This is a genomic window from Streptomyces sp. NPDC055966, from assembly GCF_042269865.1.
Lineage (GTDB): Bacteria > Actinomycetota > Actinomycetes > Streptomycetales > Streptomycetaceae > Streptomyces.
Genome location: NZ_JBHJYK010000013.1, coordinates 153,209 through 172,977, shown reverse-complemented (window position 1 = coordinate 172,977; position 19,769 = coordinate 153,209). Strand labels below are relative to the sequence as shown.

Here is a 19,769-nt window from a genome sequence, read left to right as displayed (position 1 = left end):
GCGCTCGACGAAGGCACGAGGGAATTCCTCGCTTCACGGGGCATGCTCTATGTTCCGTGGGAAGACGCGCTTTCCCAGGATTTCGATGTCGCCATTTCCACCAGTCGGGGCGGAGATCTGCACAGGATTCCTTTCCCTCTCATATGTACACCACACGGAGCCGGTTACAATAAAACGCTGGCAGGGAGCAGGGAGCAGGGAGCAGGGAGCAGGGAGCAGGGAGCAGGGAGCAGGGAGCAGGGAGCAGGGAGCAGGGAGCAGGGAGCAGGGAGCAGGGAGCTTTCGGCCTCACGCGTGAGTGGCTCGTGCATGACGGGAAACTGATCCCGTCCGCGATCGTGCTGTCCCATCAGGAGCAACTCGAACGACTTGCTGAGGGGTGTCCTGAAGCTCTGCCGGTAGCTCACGTCGCGGGCGACCCCTGTCTCGACCAGTTGAAGGCCGGTCTCGCCTTCCGCCCGGCATATCGGCGCGCTCTCGGACTGCTGCCGGGCCAGCGTCTGGTCGTTGTGTCGTCGACGTGGGGCCAAGGCTCTGTCCTGGGATCGCCACAGACCGATGTGCTGCGGCGCACCCTCGCCGAACTACCGGCGGACGAATTCCGCGTGTTGGCGGCTGTTCATCCCAACGCCTGGTACGGGCACGGAGCCTGGCAGATGCATTCCTGGCTCGCTCCGCTGATCGACGCGGGTCTCATGCTTCCCCGCCCTGAGACGGAGGTATGGAAGGCCGCTCTGTGCGCTGCTGATTTCCTTGTCGGCGACCACGGATCACTGACGACGTACGGAGTCGCGCTCGGCATTCCCTGCGTTCTCGGCGCGTTCCGGGACCTGGTCGTCGCTCCTGGATCTCCGATGGAGCGACTCGGTGAAGTCCTGCCCCGGCTCGCCACGGCACAGCCGCTTCCGGCCCAGCTCGCGCGCGCCGCGCAAGCCCAGCGCGGCGATCCGGAACTGATCGCCCTGAGGCACCGCGTGACATCGGAACCCGGCAGGTCAGCGGCCCTGTTGCGGCGGCTCTTCTACTCCTGGCTGCGCTTGCCGGAGCCCTCCCGCCCCGCCGCGACTCGACCGATACCCGTTCCATCGGTCTCACCGCTCCACGAACGTCGCCTTCCCCACCTGCCCGCCATGCTGGTCACCACGACGTCGTACGACAGCGGCCTCGCGCCGGGCGTCCGCGTGCACCGTTTCCCCGCCGCGCTCCAGCGAAGGTGGAACACCCCCGTCACCGGTGCTCATCTGGTCGCCGACCCGGATGACCCCGACCTCCGGTGGCCCCGGTCCGCCGATGTCCTCGTGCTTCCGCACGAGCGGTATCCACAGCCCGAAGCGGTGAAGTGGTCCGACGTCGCCGCTCGGTTTCCCGGGTGCGGTCTCATCGCGGTGGAGGCGGCGGACCAGGGCTGCACCGTGCTCTTCGCCGACGACACCAGGCTGCGCGCGCACTGGGTCGACCGCACCGCTTGGGTCTCCTGCCCCCTCGCCGCATCAGCCGTCCACGCATGGGCGCAGATGTCTCCACGGCGACGCCACCTGCGGGGCACCGTCCGGATCGAAGTCCGCGCGAGCGACCAGCTCCCCCCTGCCCTACTGGAGCTCGCCCCCGTTCCTTGAACCGGTCAGCCGTTCCCGCGCTTCCTCCGCGCGATTGCTGCGGGCTGCCGTGAACAGCTCCCGGGAGCACTCCCAATCGGCGGTCGCCCGGCCGTCGTCGCCCAGGTCCCGGTACACGTCGCCGCGGAGCAGATGAGCGGCGGCGAGAACGTAGGCGGAGTCCGCCTCGGCCAGTTCCACGATCGCCTCGTCCAGGGCCCGGACCGCTTCGCCGGGCCGCCCGCAGGCACGCCGGTCCTGCGCGGTCCGTACCCAGCACTTGCCGACGTTGAGGGCGATGTCCTTGCCCGCGCCGAGTGCCTCGAAGCCTTCGCGTGCCTCCCGCAGGGCGCGCTCTGCGTCGTCGTGACGCCCCAGTGCGGTGTACGTGGCGGCCCGGTGATAGGCCAGCAGGGCGAGACCGCGGGGGTGGTTCACCCCGTCGAGCGCTGCCACGGCCTGGTCGAAGCGTGCGAGCGCGTGCTGCGGGCGCTTGAGCTTCTGCTCCAGGAGCGCCAGTCCTTCCCACGCACTCGACCGCGTACGCTGCTCCGCCTCGCTCCGGTCGGGCGTTCCCGCACCGACGATGTCGAGTGCCGCTCCGAGATGTTCGCGGGCCCGGCTCGGGTCGCTCTCCTCCACGCTCCAGCGGTCCAGGTGTGCGAAGCCCAGCTGGTAGTGCATACGTGCCGCCGCCATGCGGTCACCGCACGCCAGGGCGGAGGCGAGGCCGACCTCGTGGGACTCGATCCACTCCGCGTGGCTCGCTGTGCGGAGGTAGAAGGTCCACAACCCCTGGCACAGTCGCCAGGCCTCCATGTGCAGCCCGCTGTCGTGGGCGAGGTGCACAGCGGCGAGCAGTCCCGTGCGGCGGCGGGCGAGTTCGCGTTCCGTGTACGTCGCCCGTTCCCCGGTCGATCGCGCCTCGCCGGTATAGACGTTCATGGGGTCGTGTCGCCAGCGGGACGACAGTGCCGCCTCGCCCGACTCGGCCGTGTGAAGGTAGTGGCGCACGATCCGGCCGCGTACCCCGTCGCGTTCGGGCCCTGTCTCGTCCCGTTCCGCGACGGTCGCGGCGTGGTCGTGGACGAGCGGGTGCAGTCGATAGGTGTCGACTCCCTCTCGTTCCACGAGCCGGGCCGAGATCAGCGTCTGGAGACCGCGCCGCGCCGTGGAAGCGTCCCGGTCCGGCAGGAGCGCGTACACGGTGTCCATCTGGAAGTCGACGTGAGGCAGGATGCCCAGTCTCCGGTAGAGCACGGCCGCTTCTTCGGCCAGGTTCCCGTAGCTGACGTCGAGTGCGCCGGGCAGGTCCTGCGCGTCGTCCACGGTCAACAGCTCCTGTCGCGAGGCTCGATCCGCGAGAAGTGCGGTGATGTCCTCCAGGATTCCCGGCACGGGCGACTTCAACTGCCCCGCGATGAGCCGTACGGCGAGCGGCAGGCCGCCCAACTGCCGTACGACGGGCCGAAGCCGCTCGGGATTCTCGGTACTGCGGCTGACCTTCACGAGCAGTTCGAGGGCGTGCTCGTCGTGCAGGGGCGCGACCTCGACCGGTTCGAAGTCCAGCAACGACTCCAGCCCGGTCGGCACCTGCTGACCGGTCATCAGGAGCACGGTGTGGGGCGAGTCCGGGAGCAGCGGGCGGACTTGGGCGAGTCTGGTGACGTTCTCCAGCAGAACGACCATCCGCCGGCGGCGAAGCTGCCCGCGCACCTCCGACGCCTTCTGCTCCAACCCGGCGGGGCGCTCCTCGCGAGGGACACCCAGCTGCTCCAGCCAGCGCTCCAGAATCGCGGCCAGATCGGCGGGCCGGCCCCGTTCGTCCGGTGCCAGATCGGCCTGGAGGACCTCTTCCGGTAGCGCGTCGCGGTGGGACTGGAGCCAGTGGCGGGCCGTGGTGCGCTTGCCCACTCCCGGCAGGCCGCAAAGGAACAGCGCCGTCATGTGGTGCGCCGTGGTGCACCGCGCCCAGTAGGCGTTCATCGCCTGGAGTACGGCGGTGTTGTTGACGTAGTGGAGGATGTTGGCGAACGCCACCGGGGCGGGACTCCGCTCCACCACCTCTCCGACGACCGCCCGCATCCGGTCGGCGGCCTCGGGGTGCTGGGCGAGCAGGCTCTGGAAGCGCTGCGTCCAGGCCCCTTCAGCGGTGGCCACCGCGTCCTCGTCACCGGTGCGGCGCGCGTCGAGCAACTCCTGCCGCAGACGTTCAAGTGCCTCTTCGGCTGCCGCTTGTCCGTCGGAGCCGCCTCGGCCGAGGAGCGTGGCGAACTTCTTCTTCCCCCACCCCCACAGATCCTGCACCGCCAGTGTGGTGAGGCTGCTGGCGCCCATGGCCGCCAGAGCCATCAACTCGGCTTCCACCGTTCTCCCCCATGCTCCGGTCGCTCGTCGTGTGCCGACGGGAACAACCGTAGAGATCGTTCCAGCGATCTGGCACGTGAAACGGGAGGGAACGAGCCAAGCCGTTGCAGTGGGTCATATCCAGTCTTTACGTTTGAAGACCCAGTAGAGCAGCACGGACGCCACGACCATGACACCGGTGGACGTGAGGAAGCCGACATGGGTGTTGACTCCGGGATACGGAACGTTCTGCCCGTAGAAGCCGGTGACCGCCGTGGGCACGGCCACTATCGACGCCCAGCTGGTGACCTTCTTCATGATCAGGTTCATGCGATTGCCCTGAACGGTCAGATTGGTCTCCATGATGGACGTGATCATGTCCCGCAGTGACTCGGTCCACTCGGTGGCCCTGAGGACGTGGTCGTACACGTCCTGGTAATAGGGAAGCAAGGGCTCGGCGACGATGTGCAGGTCACGCCGGAGGAGGCTGTTGACGACCTCCCGCATCGGCAGCACCACGCGGCGCAGCTTGGTGAGGTTCTTGCGCAGTGCGTAGGAATCCCGCTGGACGGAGTCCATCTGCTCGCGTCCCTCGTCGAAAAGCAGGTCCTCCACCGCTTCGATACGGTCGTCGAGGTCCTGCACGGCGGCGAAATGTCCGTCGACGATGTGGTCGAGGAGTCCGTGCAGCAGGAATCCCACTCCGTACTTGGCGAGATCGCTGTTGTTGTCCCAGCGTTCGACGACCTTCTCGATGTCGAACCGGTGGTCGGGGCGGATGGTGATCAACGCTGTGGGCGTGATGAACACCGACAGTTCGCTTGCGGTCAGCCGCCCTCCGGTCTCGTCCGCGCTGATGGCGTAGGCGCTGAGGAAGGCATGGGTGCGGTAGCGGTCCAGCTTCGGCCGCTGATGCTCGTGTCGCGCGTCCTCCACCGCGAGCTCGTGCAGACCGAACTCCTCGCTGATCATCGCGAAGTCGGCGGAGCACGGATCGCACAGGTCGAGCCAGACCGCCACGTCCGGATCGTTCACGTATTCCGAGATGTCAGCGGTCGGAAAGTCCTCCAGGATGAGGGAGCCGTTGCGGTAGAGGCGTGTACGAGTCATGGCGACGCACCATAAGCCGCCTCGGTAAGAAGCCCCGTGAGTGTGGCGGATCCCGCAGTCGACGGCGAGGGTCTTGCCGGACCCTCCTGCTTCACGCCCCTGCCGCGGGCGGCGTGCTCCCGGACCGCGGCCCGGCCACGGCCGGCCCGTCACCGGGTGGTGCCTGCTCGGCCGACGACCCGGCGCCTGACGACGACCGCGCAGTGTGCGGGCCGTGCCGGCGCCGGGCAGTGAGCGGTCAGGTCAGGTCGAGTTCCAGTACGGTGACCGAGAGCGCGGGCACGGTACTGGTGAAGGACGCTGCCGCGCCGGTGACGGTGCTCGTCCTGGGCACCAATGTGTCCGGTTCCGTCAGCGTGTTGGTGGCGGTGCGCGAGGTGCCGGTCAGGACCGTCGCGGTGGCACGCCTCTTGACCCCTCTGGCCAGCCCCTTCAGTTCGACCGGCACGCTCACCTTCTGCGTCCCGCAGTTGACGACCGCGAGGTGGAGGCGGTTCCCGGAGCGGGTGGCCACGGTGGCGAGGCCGGGCAGCGCACGTGCGGTGGCGGGCAGCACCGTGGTGCCGAGCCTGCTCGTCAGCATGTGCTGTGCCCAGTAGCTGGGCGACACGTAGCTGGTGAGGTTGTCGTAGGCGATCAGGTTGGTGGCCCAGACGTTGTTCCTGACGTGTGAGAAGAGCGGCGCGTAGCACTCCATGAGGACCTGGTCCGAGTTGCGGATCAGTCCCGCCAGCCAGGCCGCGTCGCCGAGCGCCGCGTTGAGGTCGGGTGTGGGGCGGCCCTCCTGCGCGGCCCACTCCCCGACGAACACCTTCGTGGAAGAGCGGTCCCGGTTGTCGTACTTGTGGGTGGCGGCCTGGGCGGCGGACGGCGCGAGGTAGTAGTGCTCGTCGATCAGGTCCGGCGTGCGGCTCGTCACGGGCGTCGTGGCGATCAGCTTCAGATGCGGGTACTTCGCCTTGATCGCGTCGTGGAAGGCCGCGAACCGCTCGTCGTACGACCCCGAGGAATCGAACCAGTCCTCGTTGCCGATCTCCACGAACTCCAGCGGGAACGGCTCCGGATGTCCGTCGGCGGCACGTCGTGCGCCCCAGGTGCTGGTGACGGGGCCGGTGACGTACTCGATCTCGTCGAGTGCGTCCTGGACGAACGGCCCCAGCGCGTCACCGGTGACGTGTTCGCCCTTGAGCGAGTAGCCGGCGTAGACGGCGAGGACCGGCTGGGCGTGCATGTCCTCGACCCATTCCAGGTATTCGAGGAGTCCGAGGCCGTCCGTGGACCAGTAGCCCCAGGCGTCGTCCATGTGGCCCGGGCGCTCCCAGACCGGGCCGATGGTGTTCTTCCAGTTGAACCGTGTCGCGACGGTGTTGCCCTCGACGAAGTTTCCGCCCGGGAAGCGCAGGAACTTCGGCTTCAGGGCGACCAGTTTGTCCATCAGGTCGATGCGCAGGCCGTTGGGCCGGTCGTTGTAGGTGGGCGGGAAGAGCGACACGTGCTGGAGCCACAGGGTCTCGCCCGCGGCGGCGGTGTCGGCCGTGGTGACGGTCAGCCTGGCGTCCCCGGTCACGGGGGTGCGCGAGCCGGTCCGCAGGGTCAGCTCGAACGGGCGGCGGGGAAAGGCGGTGCCGATGTGGGGCACATGGGCGGAGGCGTACACCGTCTTGCCGTCCGCCGACTCGATGGCCACCCTGAGCGGGCCGACACGTCGCGACGCCTTGGCGAACAGCCGGGCGGTGTAGACGGTTTCGGGCCGCACCGGTATGCCCCAGAAGCCGTCGTTGGCGACACCGGCCCGGTTTCCCGCACCCGTGCTGCTCGGCAGCTCGACCTTGAGGGACCGGTCGAGCGCGGCGTTGAGCGGGGCGTCGGTGTCGAGTGCGAGGGTCGCCTCGCCGACGGCGGACCAGTGGAGGGGCGTGGTGTCGCTGGCCATCATCGAGCGGTTCTGCACCAGTTCGGCGTAGATGCCGCCCTCGCCGGAGTGGTTGATGTCCTCGAACATCAAACCCGGCAGGACGGGGGACACGGCGTGCGCGGGGTTGCCGACGACCACGCTCAGCAACGGCGTCGTGTTCTCCACCGGGACCCCGGCCAGCGCCGCGACCTGCTCGGGGGTGAGGGCGGACGGGAACATCCACACGTCGTCGATCAGCCCGTGCCACTGGTCGACGTGCCCACCGCCGTAGAGGGCGCGGCCGACGGCGGTGTCGCCGCTGCCGGCCCAGCCCGCGCTGTAGGCGGTCTCCCCCTCCAGCACGCCGTTGACGTAGAGGCGGATGACGCCGGCGGTCGGGTCGCTGACCCCGGTCAGGTGGGTCCAGGTGCCGGTGGTGGGCGCCGAGGCGGCGGCCGCGACCGCGGCGTTCTGGGTGGCGTCCGAGCCCAGCCGGGCGAAGGCGAAGGTGCCGGTGTCGTCGCGCAGCCCCAGGTAGAAGGAGCTGACGACCTTGCCGTCGATGCTGACGGCGGTCTGGTAGCCGCCGAGTTGGGCGAGGTTGACCCATGCGCCCACCGTGAACGCCCGGGAGGTGTCGAGGGCCGGCCCGGACGCCGTGGCGTTGCCGCCTGCCGTGAGGCTCAGGCTGTGCGCGCCGGCCTTGCCGGTGCCCCAGCCCGCCGCGCCCTGGAGCGTCGCGGTGCGACCGGTGCCGGAGGAGTCGGCGGCAGTGGTGCCGGAGCCCTCGTCGAAGGTCCAGTGGGCGGCCGCCGCGGGGAGCTCCGCGGCGGTGGCGCGCGCGGTCGTGCCGGTGAGTTCGGCGGCCCCGGCGGGAGCTGCGGCGAACGTCCCCGCGAGGGAGGCGGCGCCCAGGACGGTGAGGACGGTTCTGCGGGGCACTCCGGCATCTGAAGGCATGCGGCTCATTCCTTCGTTCGATATTCCGTACGATGGTCGATACTTCGAGCAGGGGGATCTTAGGGTGCCGACAAGCCCCGTCAACACCCCTTGCACGGCAATGCTTTTCAGCCCCCGCCGACCTCACGGCCCTCACAAGACAACGGTGTTCGAGGTCTTGCGCCGCCCTCGCCGACCCGCAACACTCCTCACACCAACAGATTCGCACATAATTCAAACCTCTGAAGCCACGAGTTCTGGTGCAAGTGGTTGGTATTCGGGGGGCGATCAGCTTGCTGGAGGACCAGATGAAGGCTCATGGCCCGGGTCGCCGGGCAGTCAGACGTCGCCTGGCGGTCGCCGCGACCATCGCCCTGGTGTGCGGAGCGGGCATGGGCGCACAGCCCGCGGCGGGCGCCGTCCCGGCGTCCTCCGCCGCGCCGGCCGCGGCCTCGCCCGCGGCACACTCGGTGACGTACGACGGCTACTCGTTCATGATCGACGGGAAGCGGACGTACCTGTGGTCGGGAGAGTTCCACTACTTCCGGCTGCCCAGCCAGGCCCTCTGGCTCGACACCCTGCAGAAGATGAAGGCGGCGGGCTTCAACGCGGTGTCGCTCTACTTCGACTGGGGCTACCACTCCGCGGCACCCGGCGTCTACGACTTCACCGGCGTCCGCGACGTGGACAAGCTCCTCGACATGGCCAACGACCTGGGCATCTACGTCATCGCCCGGCCGGGCCCGTACATCAACGCCGAGGTCGACGGGGGCGGCTTCCCCGGCTGGCTCTCCACCACGGCGGGCAACACCCGCACCTCCGACCCCGAGTACCTGAAGTACAGCGACGAGTGGCAGACGCAGATCGACCGCATCATCAAACGCCACCAGCTCACCGACGGCGCCGGGTCGGTCATCGAGTACCAGGTGGAGAACGAGTACTACCACGGCTCGGCGGCCGGCCGTACCTACATGAAGCACCTGGAGGACAAGGCGAAGGCCGACGGCATCACCGTGCCGCTGGTCGGCAACAACAACGGCACCTTCAACTCCGGTGACGCCGCCCTGGACGTGGACGGCGCCGACTCCTATCCGCAGGGCTTCAACTGCTCCGATCCCACCAAGTGGAACGGTGTCCCCGACATCAGCTACGACCATGTGGCCGGAAAGCCGCTGGCAACCGCCGAGTTCCAGGGCGGCGCCTTCGACCCGTGGGGCGGCCCCGGCTACGACAAGTGCGCCCAGCTCATCAACGACCGGTTCGCCGACGTGTTCTACAAGCAGAACATCGCGGTCGGCGCGACCTCGCAGAGCTTCTACATGACCTACGGCGGCACCAACTGGGGCTGGCTGGGCATGCCGGAGAACTACACCTCCTACGACTACGGCGCCGCCATCCGCGAGACCCGCCAACTCGACCCCAAGTACGACCAGGACAAGCTGATCGGCTACTTCACCCATGCCGTCACGCCCCTGACCAAGACCGACGCGCTGCCCGCCACACCCACCGACAACCCGAAGATCGTCGACACCGCGCGCGCCAACCCCGACACCGGCACGCAGTTCCATGTCCTGCGGCACGCCGACTCCACCGCCACCAGCAGCGACAGCGCCCATGTGACGATCGACCTCGGCGCCCACACCGGGTACACCTACGACGACCCGGACCCGGCCCTCACGTACACCGGCGGCTGGTCGCACGTCGGCGCGGAGCAGAACTACACCGGCGGCGACTACCAGCACACCGAGTCGTTCTCGAACACCGCCGGCGACACCGTGTCCGTGCCCTTCACCGGCACCGGCGTGAAGTGGATCAGCAACCTCGACACGAACCACGGCATCGCCGACGTCTACCTCGACGGCACCAAGGTCAAGACGGTCGACGCCTACGGCGCCGCCAAGCAGAACCAGTACGTGGCGTACCGGGCGAGCGGTCTCACCAAGGGACCGCACACCCTGAAGATCGTGGTGACCGGCACCAAGGACGCCGCGGCCTCGGGCAGTTTCGTGACGGTCGACGCCGTCGACGTGACCACCGGCTCCGCCGCGACGGCGCCCGTCTACACCGTCCCGCAGCAGCCCGGCACCGCCCTCACCCTGGACGGCCGCGAGTCCTCGGTCATCGTCGCGGACTACGACCTGGGCGGCAACCGCCTCCAGTACTCCACCTCGCAGATCATGACCGACGCCACGATCGCCGGACGGGATGTCGCGGTGCTCTACGGCGACCACGGCTCGGACGGCGAGACGGTCCTGCACTACGCGTCCAAGCCGACGGTGACCTCCACGGGCGGCACCGTCACCTCCACGTGGGACCCGGCCACCGGCGACCTGCGCCTGAACTACCGGCACACCGGCCTGACCCGGGTCACCGTCACCGCAGGCTCCCACCCGCTGCTCCTGCTGCTCGCCGACACCGCGACCGCCAAGACCTTCTGGCGGCAGGACACCGCGGCCGGCCCGGCGCTGGTCCGCGGCACACACCTGCTGCGCGGAGCTGAATCCAGCGGCAGGTCCCTGCGTCTGACCGGCGACACCGGCACGGACGGTTCGGTCGAGGTGTTCGCCGACGCCGACTCCCTGACCTGGAACGGCACATCGGTGCGCACGACGGCCTCGGCGGACGGCAGCCTCACCGGCACCGTACCCACCGCCGCCCCCGTCACCCTGCCGGCCCTGACCGGCTGGAAGCACATGCAGGAGTCCCCCGAGGCACAGCGCGGCTTCGACGACTCCACCTGGCAGGTGGCCGACCGGACCACCACCCACAGCACCACACAACCAGGCAGCCTCCCCGTGCTGTTCGCCGACGACTACGGCTTCCACACCGGCAGCACCTGGTACCGCGGCAGGTTCACCGGCACCGGCAAGGAGACCGGCATCACCCTGGCCACGCAGAGCGGCGGCCGGGCCGCAGCCTCCTCGGTCTGGCTCAACGGCACCTTCCTCGGCAGCTCCACCACCGATGGCCAGAAGACCTACGGCTTCCCGGCCGGAGCGGTCAGGACCGGGGGTGACAACGTGATATCCGTGCTGACGGTCAACATGGGGCACGAGGAGGACTACAACGAGTCCAACGGCAACAAGGCCGCCCGCGGCCTGACCGGAGCCCTCCTCGACGGTGACCCGCTGAACACGGTCACCTGGCGGCTGCAGGGCGTCCGTGGCGGCGAAACCCCCGTCGACACCGTGCGCGGCCCACTGGCCACCGGCGGCCTGTACGGTGAACGGGCCGGCTGGATGCTGCCCGGCTACCCCACCGGCGACTGGACCCCGACCAGCCTCCCCGCCACCGACACCACCCCGGGCGTCTCCTGGTACACCACCGACGCCGCCCTCGACCTGCCCAGGGGACAGGACACCTCGCTCGGCCTGACCATCACCGACGACCCGTCGCGCAAGTACCGCGCCGAGATCTACGTCAACGGCTGGGACATGGGCAACTACGTCAACTACCTCGGCCCGCAGCACAGCTTTCCCGTCCCCGACGGCATCCTGAACCCGAACGGGAACAACCGGATCGCCATCGCCGTATGGAACCTGGACGGCTCCACCGGCGGCCTCGGCAAGGTCGCGCTGACCGACTACGGAACCTACGCGTCCTCGCTGAGGGTCCCGCAGAACGACAGCCCGCGCTACGACCGGACGCGGTACGCCATGCCTGCCGCGCCGGGCGCGCGCCTCACCCTGAACGCGCCCGGGTCGGCCGGCGCCGCACAGCACTTCACCGCCACCGCGACCTTCCGGGTGCCCGCAGGCGCACCCGCGGCCTCCGGCGTGACGGCGCACCTCGCCGCGCCCGACGGCTGGACGGTCTCCCCCAAGCCCACGCCCACCGCGGCTCGGCGGATCCCGCCCGGCACCTCGGTGACCTTCAGCTGGGACGTCACCACCCCCTCCGGCATGGCGAAGACCAACACGCTGAAAGCCACCGCGGCGTTCGTCCAGCGCCACCGGTCCGCCACCGCCGCCGACGAACGGATCGTCGCCACCGTCCCACCCCCGCCACCCGCCGGGACCGACCAGGTCAGCGACCTGCCATTCCTGTCGGCCAGCAACGGCTGGGGCCCGGTCGAACGCGACCAGAGCGTCGGCGGCACCGCGGCGAACGACGGCGCACCGCTCAAACTCGGCGGCACCGTCTACGCCAAGGGCCTGGGCACCAACTCGCCCAGCGACGTCATGGTCTACCTCGCCGGGCAGTGCAGCAGGTTCACCGCGACCGTGGGCGTCGACAACGGTGACCCCGGTACCGTCACCTTCTCCGTCCTCCTCGACGGCAAGGTGCTCACCACCACCCCTGTCCTCAACGGCAAGTCGGCGCCCCTCACCCTCGACGTCCCCGTCACCGGCGGGCAGGTCCTCGACCTGTCCGTCGGGGACGGCGGCGACGGCAACGGCAACGACCACGGCGACTGGGCGAACCCGGTGCTGACCTGCGCATGACCTCGGGACGAGTGGTGCGCCGGGCGCCGGACAACCGGCGCACCACCGAGCCGCGGCCCTCTGCCACCGCCACACCCGACCGTTGGCCTGCGGCGCGTACGGCCCACCCGTGTCAGCCGTTGTCGGTGCGACCCCCGGCCCGGACGACTTCATCACTGAGCTTCTCCGCGGGGCCGACCGGTCAGCCTCGGCGCATGACCAGCGGCTCATGGCGTCGGAGGAGCACCAGCACCACGACGATGCCGACCAGCCCCAAGCCTTCCAGCACTCCCGAATCCAGCCACCATTGGTGGGCGGTGTGGACCCACAGCGGATCAGCGGAGTGAGGGTGTTTCTCGTCCGTGGGCGGACCGATCCGGCCCAGATCGATGGTGGCCGCCTGTGCGGCGACCGCCCAGCGGGACGGGGCGAGCCAGGAGAGCTGGTTCAGGCCCATCTGGTTGAACAGCGGGAAGACCGCGCCGCTGAACATCACCTGGACGACTGTGGCGAGCACCAGCAGGGGCATGGTCTTCTCGGCGGTGCGCACCAGGGCGGAGATGATCAGGCCGAGCATCATCGAGGTGGTGGAGAGCAGTACCACCACCAGCACCAGCTCGATCTCGGACGGTGTGGTCACCAGTCCCACCGTCGGCAGCCGACGGCCGGCCAGTCCGATCGCGACCACCATCAATCCCTGTACCGCGGTGATCAGCCCCAAGACCATCACCTTTGCCAGGACATAGGCGGACCGGGACAGCCCTATGGCACGCTCCCGCTGGTAGACCACGCGCTCCTGGACCAACTCGCGCACCGAGTTCGCGGTACCGGTCAGACATGCGCCGACTGCCAGCACCAGCAGGACGGGCTGGGCGTCGACGTTGTAGTTCGGAACACAGGACACCGCCTTCACGCAGCTCTGTGTGGCGGCCATGAAGCCGTACTGAGCGGGCACTGTCACGCTGAGCACCCCCATGATCAGGGGCAGGGCGAGCAGCAGACCCGCATGGCCCCGGTCCGCTGCGATGACCGAGAAGTTGCGGCGCATCAGTGTGGTGAACTGGGAGCGCCAGCTCGGCGGACGAACCGATGGGGCACCGGAGGACTCCCGTGACCCGCTCCCCGCCTTCGGTCGTTTCCGCGGCTTCTTCAGTTTCTTCTGTTGCTCCGGATCCCCCGCATCAGGGTTCTTGCTCTGCGCTCCGTCGTCCGGTGCGTCGGTACTCCGGGCCGCCAACTCCTCCATCACCGCGGTGTAGGTGTGGTGGTGGATCGATTCGCGGTAGCGGGCCGCCCAGTCCCGATCGGGATGAAGGTCGAAGGCCTGGAAGACATCCGCCCAGTCGTCGTAGCCGAAAAACTCCAACGCGTAGTGCGACGGGCCGAAATACGCGGTACGGCCGCCCGGCGCGAGGACCAACAGGCGATCGCACAGATGGAGGTTGGCGACGCTGTGCGTGACCACTGCGACGCGGCGGCCACCGTCCGCGAGACCGCGCAACATGTGCATGACCTGCCGGTCCAGCCCCGGGTCGAGGCCGGAAGTCGGTTCGTCGAGCAGCAGCAGAGCGGGTTTGGTGAGCAGTTCCATAGCGACCGAGACACGTTTGCGCTGCCCGCCGGAGAGCGCGGTGATCCGAGTGTCCACGCGGTCCGAGAGCCCCAGTTCCTCAAGTACCTCCTTCACGCGCTCTTTCCGGGCCGCGGCATCGGTGTCGCGCGGGAAACGCAGCTTGGCTCCGTAGTTCAGTGCTTTGCGCACGGTGAGCTGCGGGTGGAGGACATCGTCCTGCGGGACAAGAGCCACGCGCTGGCGGAGTTCCGCGAAGTGCGTGTAGAGGTTGAGGCCGTCGTAGAGCACCTCGCCCTCGTCGGCGGGCTGGTAGCCCGTCAGCGCCCGCAGGAGGGTGGACTTACCGCAGCCGGAGGGCCCCACGATGCCCACCAGGGACTTCTCAGGAAGGTCGAGGCTGACCTGACTGAGCAGGGTCTTCGCCTCACCACGCTGACGCACCCGGACCGTCAGGTCCCGGGCGGTGAAAGAACTTGTGCCTCCGTCGGGGCAGACCAGCCGACCGTCAGTCAGATGAAGTCTGGAATGGCCGATCACCACGGTGTCACTCGGGCCGAGCACGTGCCGGGCAACCTGATGGCCATTGACGTACGTGCCGTTGGAACTGTCGAGATCCGCGATTTCAGGCTCGCCCTCGCCCGTCTGCCGCAGCACCGCATGGTACTTGGAAACCATGGGGTCCGGTACGACGAGGTCATTGTCGGGTGCGCGGCCTATTCTGAGGACCCGCTCGGCGTTCGACGACGTCTTATCTGTCATTCCCTGAGCGCCAGTCCTGTTCAGCAGCATATAGAGGCATGCATGGCGCGCGTAAGTCGAACCGCGCCACCGGGACGCGTGACCGCCCCCGGCTCCTGTGGCCGACAGAGTAACCCTTCAACTCTCAGGGCAAGTTCATAAATTTACTTACGTTTCACAATCCGGCGATCTCTCGCTAAAACGGACAGGTGGCCTGCTGGGTCCTGCCGTCGTACGCGGGTCGGACGGAACCGGTTACCAGGGCGAGGAGGCGGGCCTGCCCACCCGGGCGTCCGGTCCGTACCGTGCCGGGGACCACGCGGCCGGAGGGGCCGCGGTCGCCTTCCTCGGGCGCCAGGGCTCATGGACGCCGCACCGTGCACATCCAGCAACTCACATCATTCTCACCGACTGCCAACCCAAGATCCGGACCGGTCCCGGGCCCGGGCACCGTGCGCAACCCTGCTGGCCGCTCCACCGACTTCGGCGAGGAGCTGAGGCAACGGCGTCTGGACGCCGGACTCGGTCTCACCGCACTGTCTGTCGACCCTGGTCGCCACGACCGCTTCCGGCGCGCCGGCCACAGGAGTGACGAGCAGGATCGGCGAGGAGGAGTGGAGGATGCAGTTGTCACCGGACGGTTCGAGCTGGTTCCAGCCCGTGGGTCGCGTACCCGCTCGCAGTGGTCAGGAAGCTCGCGGTCAGCAGGCAGGCCCGGTTGTGCGACCAGCGCCCGTGTCGCAGTTGCCGCATCGCTGCCCGGTCGGGCTTTGCGGACAAGAGCGATGCTGATACCGGCGTTCTCACCGGCATCCTGGCTGTCATCGGAGCGCCCGAACCACGCCGGTCAGCCGCGGGCGAATGCGAGGAGGTCGGCATTGAACCGTTCGGCGAACTCGGGGACCATCGACAGACCGTGCGGCGCACCCGAGTAGACCGTGAAGGTCACGTCCTTGACGAGCTGTGACGATTTCTGCGCGGAGGCCACGATGGGCACGATCTGGTCGTCGTCGCCGTGAATGATCAACGTGGGAATGTCGAACGTCTTCAGGTCCTCGGTGAGGTCGGTCTCCGAGAACGCCTTGACGCAGTCGTAGGCGGCCTTGATGCCGACCGTCATGCTCCAGAGCCAGAACTCGTCGCGGGTTCCCTGGGAGACGGTCGTTCCTTCGCGGTTGGCGCCGTAGAAGGGGGCACTGAGGTCCTTGTAGAACTGGGAACGGTCCGTCAGCACGCCTTTCCTGATCTCGTCGAAGACCTCGATCGGCAGCCCCTCCGGATTCGCATCCGTCTTGAGCATCAACGGGGGGATCGCACCCAGCAGGACCGCCTTGGCGACACGGCCCGTGCCGTGCCGGCCGATGTAGCGCGTGACCTCTCCGCCACCGGTCGAGTGACCGACCAGGATCATGTTGCGGAGGTCGAGGGCCTCGATGACGGAGGCGAGATCCTCGGCGTACGTGTCGAGGTCGTTCCCCTTCCAGGGCTGGCCCGAGCGGCCGCCTCCGCGCCGGTCGTGGGCCACGACCCGGAAGCCGTTGTCCGCCATCAGCATCAGCTGCGGATCCCATGCGTCCGCGGTCAGCGGCCAGCCGTGGGAGAAGACCACCGGCTGACCCGATCCCCAGTCCTTGAAATAGATCTGCGTGCCGTCCTCGGCAGTGGCGAAGGCCATGATCGCCCTCCAACACTTGTCCGGAATTTTCGCTTCATGAGAATTCGGCGCACGGGCCGCAAGGGGAATGTCACGCCACGGCCGGCAGCGGACGCAAAAGGTGACGGAGAGGCCGGCAGCGGAAGCGGCCGATGAGCGCGTCGTATCAGCCACGCTACTCGCAAAGCCCCACTCCAGCGCGCCGGGCAGACCACGGCGACCGGACAGGACGCTCGGCGTTCACCGCCAGCCCGTCCGGCGACGCGCCGGTATCGAACAGCAGCGTGCAGCTCGCGTTCCCGCTGTGGACGGTGACCAGGGCGGAGAAGCCGTGCTCGGCACGCAGCCCCGCGAGGGCCTCGCCGCCGGCGAACTGCCGCGCGGCGGTCCGCCCGGCGTCCACCGACGCCCTGGCGACGCCTTCGGCAGGGGCCAGCAGGGCGTCGAAGGTGTTGTCGACCATCGTCGTGACCCTGACCTCGTCGACCTCGGGCAGTGTCACCGGGTCGACAGCCGGTCCCTCCGCGACGCGAGGCGCTGACCACGCCGCCTCGGCCGCCGAGTGCCCGTGATCGTCGCACATGCTAGAAAGCGCCTCCCCGCCGATACGACCGGCCAGGGAAGCAGATCCCGGTACAAGCCGCAGGCTCACGGCGGTCGTGCCGGCCGGACCGGCCGCGGGCGCCGTGCGGAGTCATGCTTCCACCCGCGCGGGCGGGACTACGATCTCGATGAGCCCGGTGGCCACGTCGTACACGAGCCCTGAGACGATGGCTCCGGCCCGAAGCTCCTGCTTGAGGATGTCGACGTCGACGCGGACGGCGGTGACAGGGTCGGTGACCGCCCGGGCGTCCAGGTCCCCGGCCGGAACGTCGAAGTAATCGGCCAGCAGCTCGGGGAACGCGGCCAGGTCGGTGATCCCGCAGTCGGTGTGGTGCAGGACCGCATAGTGGACGTCGCCCGGGCGAGGGCCGGCCGTGCGGGCCTGCACGACCTTCGAGAGCATCTCCAGCGTCCGGAGTGTCGCGGGCGTGACCCGACCTCCGACGTTGCGGATCACCGCTGCCTCGCCGAGCTTGAGCCCGAGCACGTCGGAGGGGTCGACACGTGGGTCGACGCAGCCGATGACCGTCAGGCTGCCACTGGGCATGAGCTTGAGGCCGGCGAATGATCCGCCGTCGGCGAATCCGGCGTTCCGCTTGGCTAGCTCGTCCGTGTCGATCACCGTGACGGCAACCCCTTGTCGCTCTGATCCTGCCCCCCGGTGACGCCGACGGCGACCTCCGGTTGCCGCCAATCCTGGCCCGCCGTCGCCTCCCGTGCCACTCGACCTTGCGGCGAATCGCGATCACGCTGCCGCGACGTCGAGGTCTCGGGCAGCGGTGCCGAGGTCTTCTCTGCTCCAGGAGATGACGCGGGAGCGGCCGTTGACGGTCGCCCCCGCATGTCCTTGTGCCGGGCCGCCGGCCACTCGCGTGCGGGTGGCCGGGGAGTCTGCCCGGAAGGGGCCGGAGTCAGCGCGCGTGGTCACGGTGGTCGTGACCCGGGGAGCGTTGTGCCAGGGTTTGGGCACGTGTGATGACCTCGTCCGTGGACACGGCGCTGAGGCCGGCGAGTACGTCCTCCAGGGCGCCCAGCCATAGGCGGTAGTAGGGGTAGGGCTCGTCGTGCTCCCGTGAGGCTGTCCAGGCGGCGATCCGGGCGATCAGCGCGGTCTGGAATTCCGGCCAGCTGACGACGCCCGCCTCGTACAGGGTGACGGCCATGCCGAAGGCTCGGCTTTCCCACGGCTCGGCGAACACCAGCTCGCCGTTGGAGCGGGGAGGTGCTGCCGGGCCCTCGGTGTCCAACGGCGCGCTCACGGTGCCGCCACCTTGGCTACGCCGACCATCGCATCCCTGGTGATCAGCGGCACGAGTTCTTCTTCCGTGAGGCGCTCGGTGCCGGGCGGGCGCTCGGGCAGTACGAGCCAGCGCACCTCGCTGGTGGAGTCCCGGACGATGATCTGCACATCGTCGTCGAGCGGGAGTCCCATCTCGGCCAGCACCGTGCGCGGCTCCCTGACTACGCGTGCGCGGTAGGCGGGGTCCTTGTACCAGCTCGGCGGCAGGCCGAGGACCGGCCACGGGTAGCACGAGCACAGCGTGCACACCACGACGTTGTGGGTGGTCGGGGTGTTCTCGACCACGACGATGTGCTCGCCCTGCTGTCCCGAGAAACCGAGTTCCTTGATGGCGGCGGTGCCGTCTTCGAGCAGACGCCGCCGGTAGTCGGGGTCCGTCCACGCCCTGGCGACGACCTTGGCACCGTTGAGTGGACCCACGCTCGTCTCGTAGCGGGTGATGATCGCGTCCATGGCCTTCGGGTCGATCAGGCCGCGCTCGGTGAGCAGTTGTTCGAGCGCCTCGGTGCGCAGCGCCACGGAAGGGCTCTCGTCGGAGCCGCCGGTGGGGGTCATGCGGTCGTCTCCAGATAGCTCTCGTACATGTCCACGATGACGGTGAAGGGTTCGGCGTCGGGGCCCCATAGTTCGCGTGAGTCGAACCGCACCGAGTAGACGTGTTGGGGGTTCTCGCCCATGAAGTGTGCATTGGTGTCCGGCAGCACATGGGCGGGCTGGATGATCTCGACGACGCCGCTGTGTCCCCGGACGTAGCGCGGCAGTCGAGTGTGCCCGGGCACGGACATGTTCCTGGCACGTACACGCTCGCCTACGCCGAAGGCCGGTGAGGTCTCCACGGACCGCAGTGAGCCCTCGGCGGTGGGTGTGTACCGGGGCAGGGCAGGTGTGGGGACCGGTGGCTCCTCCACGTGTTCGCCGTGCAGGTTGCGGGCGCGGGCCTCGACCGCACCGGGCGCCAGGACGGAGTGTTCGGTGAGCATCAGTTCTCCGGCGTTGAGCCATCGCCCGAAGTAACCGTCGTCCAGGTAGGCGGCGCGGTCCAGGCGCTCCAACGCGTGCCGGAAGGCATCCGTGTTGACGCCGCCGCAGGCAACGCGGCTGGAGAGAATCGCCAGCGCGAATGCCTTGCGCTGCCAGTCCTCCGCGAAGACGCGCTCCTCGCGGTCCGGTGGATGAACGTGTCCCCAGCCCTGGGTGCCTCCCATGTCGGCAATTCCGTCCATGGCATAGCCTCCCATTTGCCGCAGAAGCGGACACGCAGTTCCATCGTATTCGGCTGATGTCCGTGACGTCGCGTCGTACGCCGTACTGCAATCCGTTCACTGCGGCCCGCGACGGGGCGGCGTGGCGCGGGCATGGGCCCGACGCAGCCGGTGCTCGGGCGGCGGGGGCCGGCCGCCCAGGGCCGGTTCACGGGCTCGTGCGCTCGGCAAGCCGGACGGTGGCGGCCCTTCCCGTTGTCGCTCGGTGGGTCGGGCGGATCCGGGTCCCTGATGGGGCAACGGCTGATCCGGAAGGCGAGGGCCCGCTCTGTCGTGCCGGCGGGCACGGTGTGGCCGTACTCCCCGGAGCCGCTGTATACACCCGAGCCAA

12 protein-coding genes are annotated in these 19,769 nt (G+C 68.9%); 2 read left to right on the top strand and 10 right to left on the bottom strand.

The window, feature by feature from the left end; genetic code table 11:
* Positions 1-656: 656 nt before the first annotated feature.
* Entirely contained in the window at positions 657-1,616 is a 960-nt protein-coding gene (locus ACFC8N_RS26960) for a hypothetical protein (protein WP_376290523.1), read from the top strand.
* Here the strand turns inward: ACFC8N_RS26960 and ACFC8N_RS26955 are convergent.
* The 3 genes from ACFC8N_RS26955 to ACFC8N_RS26945 all read right to left on the bottom strand — a co-directional run bounded on the left by ACFC8N_RS26955 (position 1,590) and on the right by ACFC8N_RS26945 (position 7,905).
* Positions 1,590-3,962: a hypothetical protein gene (locus ACFC8N_RS26955; RefSeq protein WP_376290521.1), complete on the bottom strand. Its 2,373-nt coding sequence runs from the start codon at positions 3,960-3,962 to the stop codon at positions 1,590-1,592. The two genes, ACFC8N_RS26960 and ACFC8N_RS26955, sit on opposite strands and share 27 nt — an antisense overlap.
* Positions 3,963-4,076: 114 nt before the next feature.
* Positions 4,077-5,051, bottom strand: a complete 975-nt coding sequence (locus tag ACFC8N_RS26950) for a magnesium transporter CorA family protein (RefSeq protein ID WP_362819781.1) — start codon at positions 5,049-5,051, stop codon at positions 4,077-4,079.
* A 238-nt stretch (positions 5,052-5,289) separates the two neighbouring features.
* Entirely contained in the window at positions 5,290-7,905 is a 2,616-nt protein-coding gene (locus ACFC8N_RS26945) for a LamG-like jellyroll fold domain-containing protein (protein WP_376290518.1), read from the bottom strand.
* Between the two features lie 371 nt (positions 7,906-8,276).
* Between ACFC8N_RS26945 and ACFC8N_RS26940 the strand changes: the two genes are divergently transcribed.
* Positions 8,277-12,329, top strand: coding sequence for a beta-galactosidase (locus tag ACFC8N_RS26940; protein WP_376290515.1), 4,053 nt, complete (start codon positions 8,277-8,279; stop codon positions 12,327-12,329).
* A 181-nt stretch (positions 12,330-12,510) separates the two neighbouring features.
* On the opposite strand, the gene ACFC8N_RS26935 is transcribed toward ACFC8N_RS26940, so the two are convergent.
* From ACFC8N_RS26935 to nthB, 7 genes are all read right to left on the bottom strand, one after another.
* Positions 12,511-14,640 (bottom strand): ATP-binding cassette domain-containing protein, encoded by a 2,130-nt coding sequence (locus ACFC8N_RS26935; RefSeq protein ID WP_376290512.1) that lies wholly within the window; start codon positions 14,638-14,640, stop codon positions 12,511-12,513.
* A gap of 826 nt (positions 14,641-15,466) precedes the next feature.
* On the bottom strand, positions 15,467-16,294 hold the full coding sequence (locus ACFC8N_RS26930) for an alpha/beta hydrolase (RefSeq protein WP_356025825.1): 828 nt from the start codon (positions 16,292-16,294) through the stop codon (positions 15,467-15,469).
* Between the two features lie 154 nt (positions 16,295-16,448).
* Positions 16,449-16,856 carry a hypothetical protein gene (locus ACFC8N_RS26925; protein WP_356025685.1) on the bottom strand — a complete coding sequence of 136 codons (408 nt, stop codon included), beginning with the start codon at positions 16,854-16,856 and terminating at the stop codon, positions 16,449-16,451.
* A 111-nt stretch (positions 16,857-16,967) separates the two neighbouring features.
* Positions 16,968-17,498, bottom strand: coding sequence for a carbonic anhydrase (locus ACFC8N_RS26920; protein WP_356025688.1), 531 nt, complete (start codon positions 17,496-17,498; stop codon positions 16,968-16,970).
* Positions 17,499-17,787: 289 nt separating this feature from the next.
* On the bottom strand, positions 17,788-18,135 hold the full coding sequence (locus ACFC8N_RS26915) for a nitrile hydratase accessory protein (RefSeq protein WP_356025691.1): 348 nt from the start codon (positions 18,133-18,135) through the stop codon (positions 17,788-17,790).
* A complete protein-coding gene (gene nthA, locus ACFC8N_RS26910) occupies positions 18,132-18,731 on the bottom strand; it encodes a nitrile hydratase subunit alpha (protein ID WP_376290508.1) in 600 nt (199 codons plus the stop codon). Before nthA ends, ACFC8N_RS26915 begins: the two co-directional genes overlap by 4 nt.
* On the bottom strand, positions 18,728-19,399 hold the full coding sequence (gene nthB / locus ACFC8N_RS26905; RefSeq protein WP_376290505.1) for a nitrile hydratase subunit beta: 672 nt from the start codon (positions 19,397-19,399) through the stop codon (positions 18,728-18,730). The genes nthA and nthB overlap by 4 nt, the downstream gene beginning before the upstream one ends.
* Positions 19,400-19,769 lie beyond the last annotated feature (370 nt).

Excerpts from the sequence above, each read along its gene's own strand:
- ACFC8N_RS26945 (WP_376290518.1), bottom strand. The coding sequence starts at position 7,905 with ATGCCTTCAGATGCCGGAGTGCCCCGCAGAACCGTCCTCACCGTCCTG.
- ACFC8N_RS26950 (WP_362819781.1), bottom strand. The coding sequence starts at position 5,051 with ATGACTCGTACACGCCTCTACCGCAACGGCTCCCTCATCCTGGAGGAC.
- ACFC8N_RS26940 (WP_376290515.1), top strand. The coding sequence starts at position 8,277 with ATGGGCGCACAGCCCGCGGCGGGCGCCGTCCCGGCGTCCTCCGCCGCG.
- ACFC8N_RS26925 (WP_356025685.1), bottom strand. The coding sequence starts at position 16,856 with ATGTGCGACGATCACGGGCACTCGGCGGCCGAGGCGGCGTGGTCAGCG.
- nthB (WP_376290505.1), bottom strand. The coding sequence starts at position 19,399 with ATGGACGGAATTGCCGACATGGGAGGCACCCAGGGCTGGGGACACGTT.
- ACFC8N_RS26930 (WP_356025825.1), bottom strand. The coding sequence starts at position 16,294 with ATGGCCTTCGCCACTGCCGAGGACGGCACGCAGATCTATTTCAAGGAC.
- ACFC8N_RS26935 (WP_376290512.1), bottom strand. The coding sequence starts at position 14,640 with ATGACAGATAAGACGTCGTCGAACGCCGAGCGGGTCCTCAGAATAGGC.
- ACFC8N_RS26960 (WP_376290523.1), top strand. The coding sequence starts at position 657 with ATGCATTCCTGGCTCGCTCCGCTGATCGACGCGGGTCTCATGCTTCCC.
- nthA (WP_376290508.1), bottom strand. The coding sequence starts at position 18,731 with ATGACCCCCACCGGCGGCTCCGACGAGAGCCCTTCCGTGGCGCTGCGC.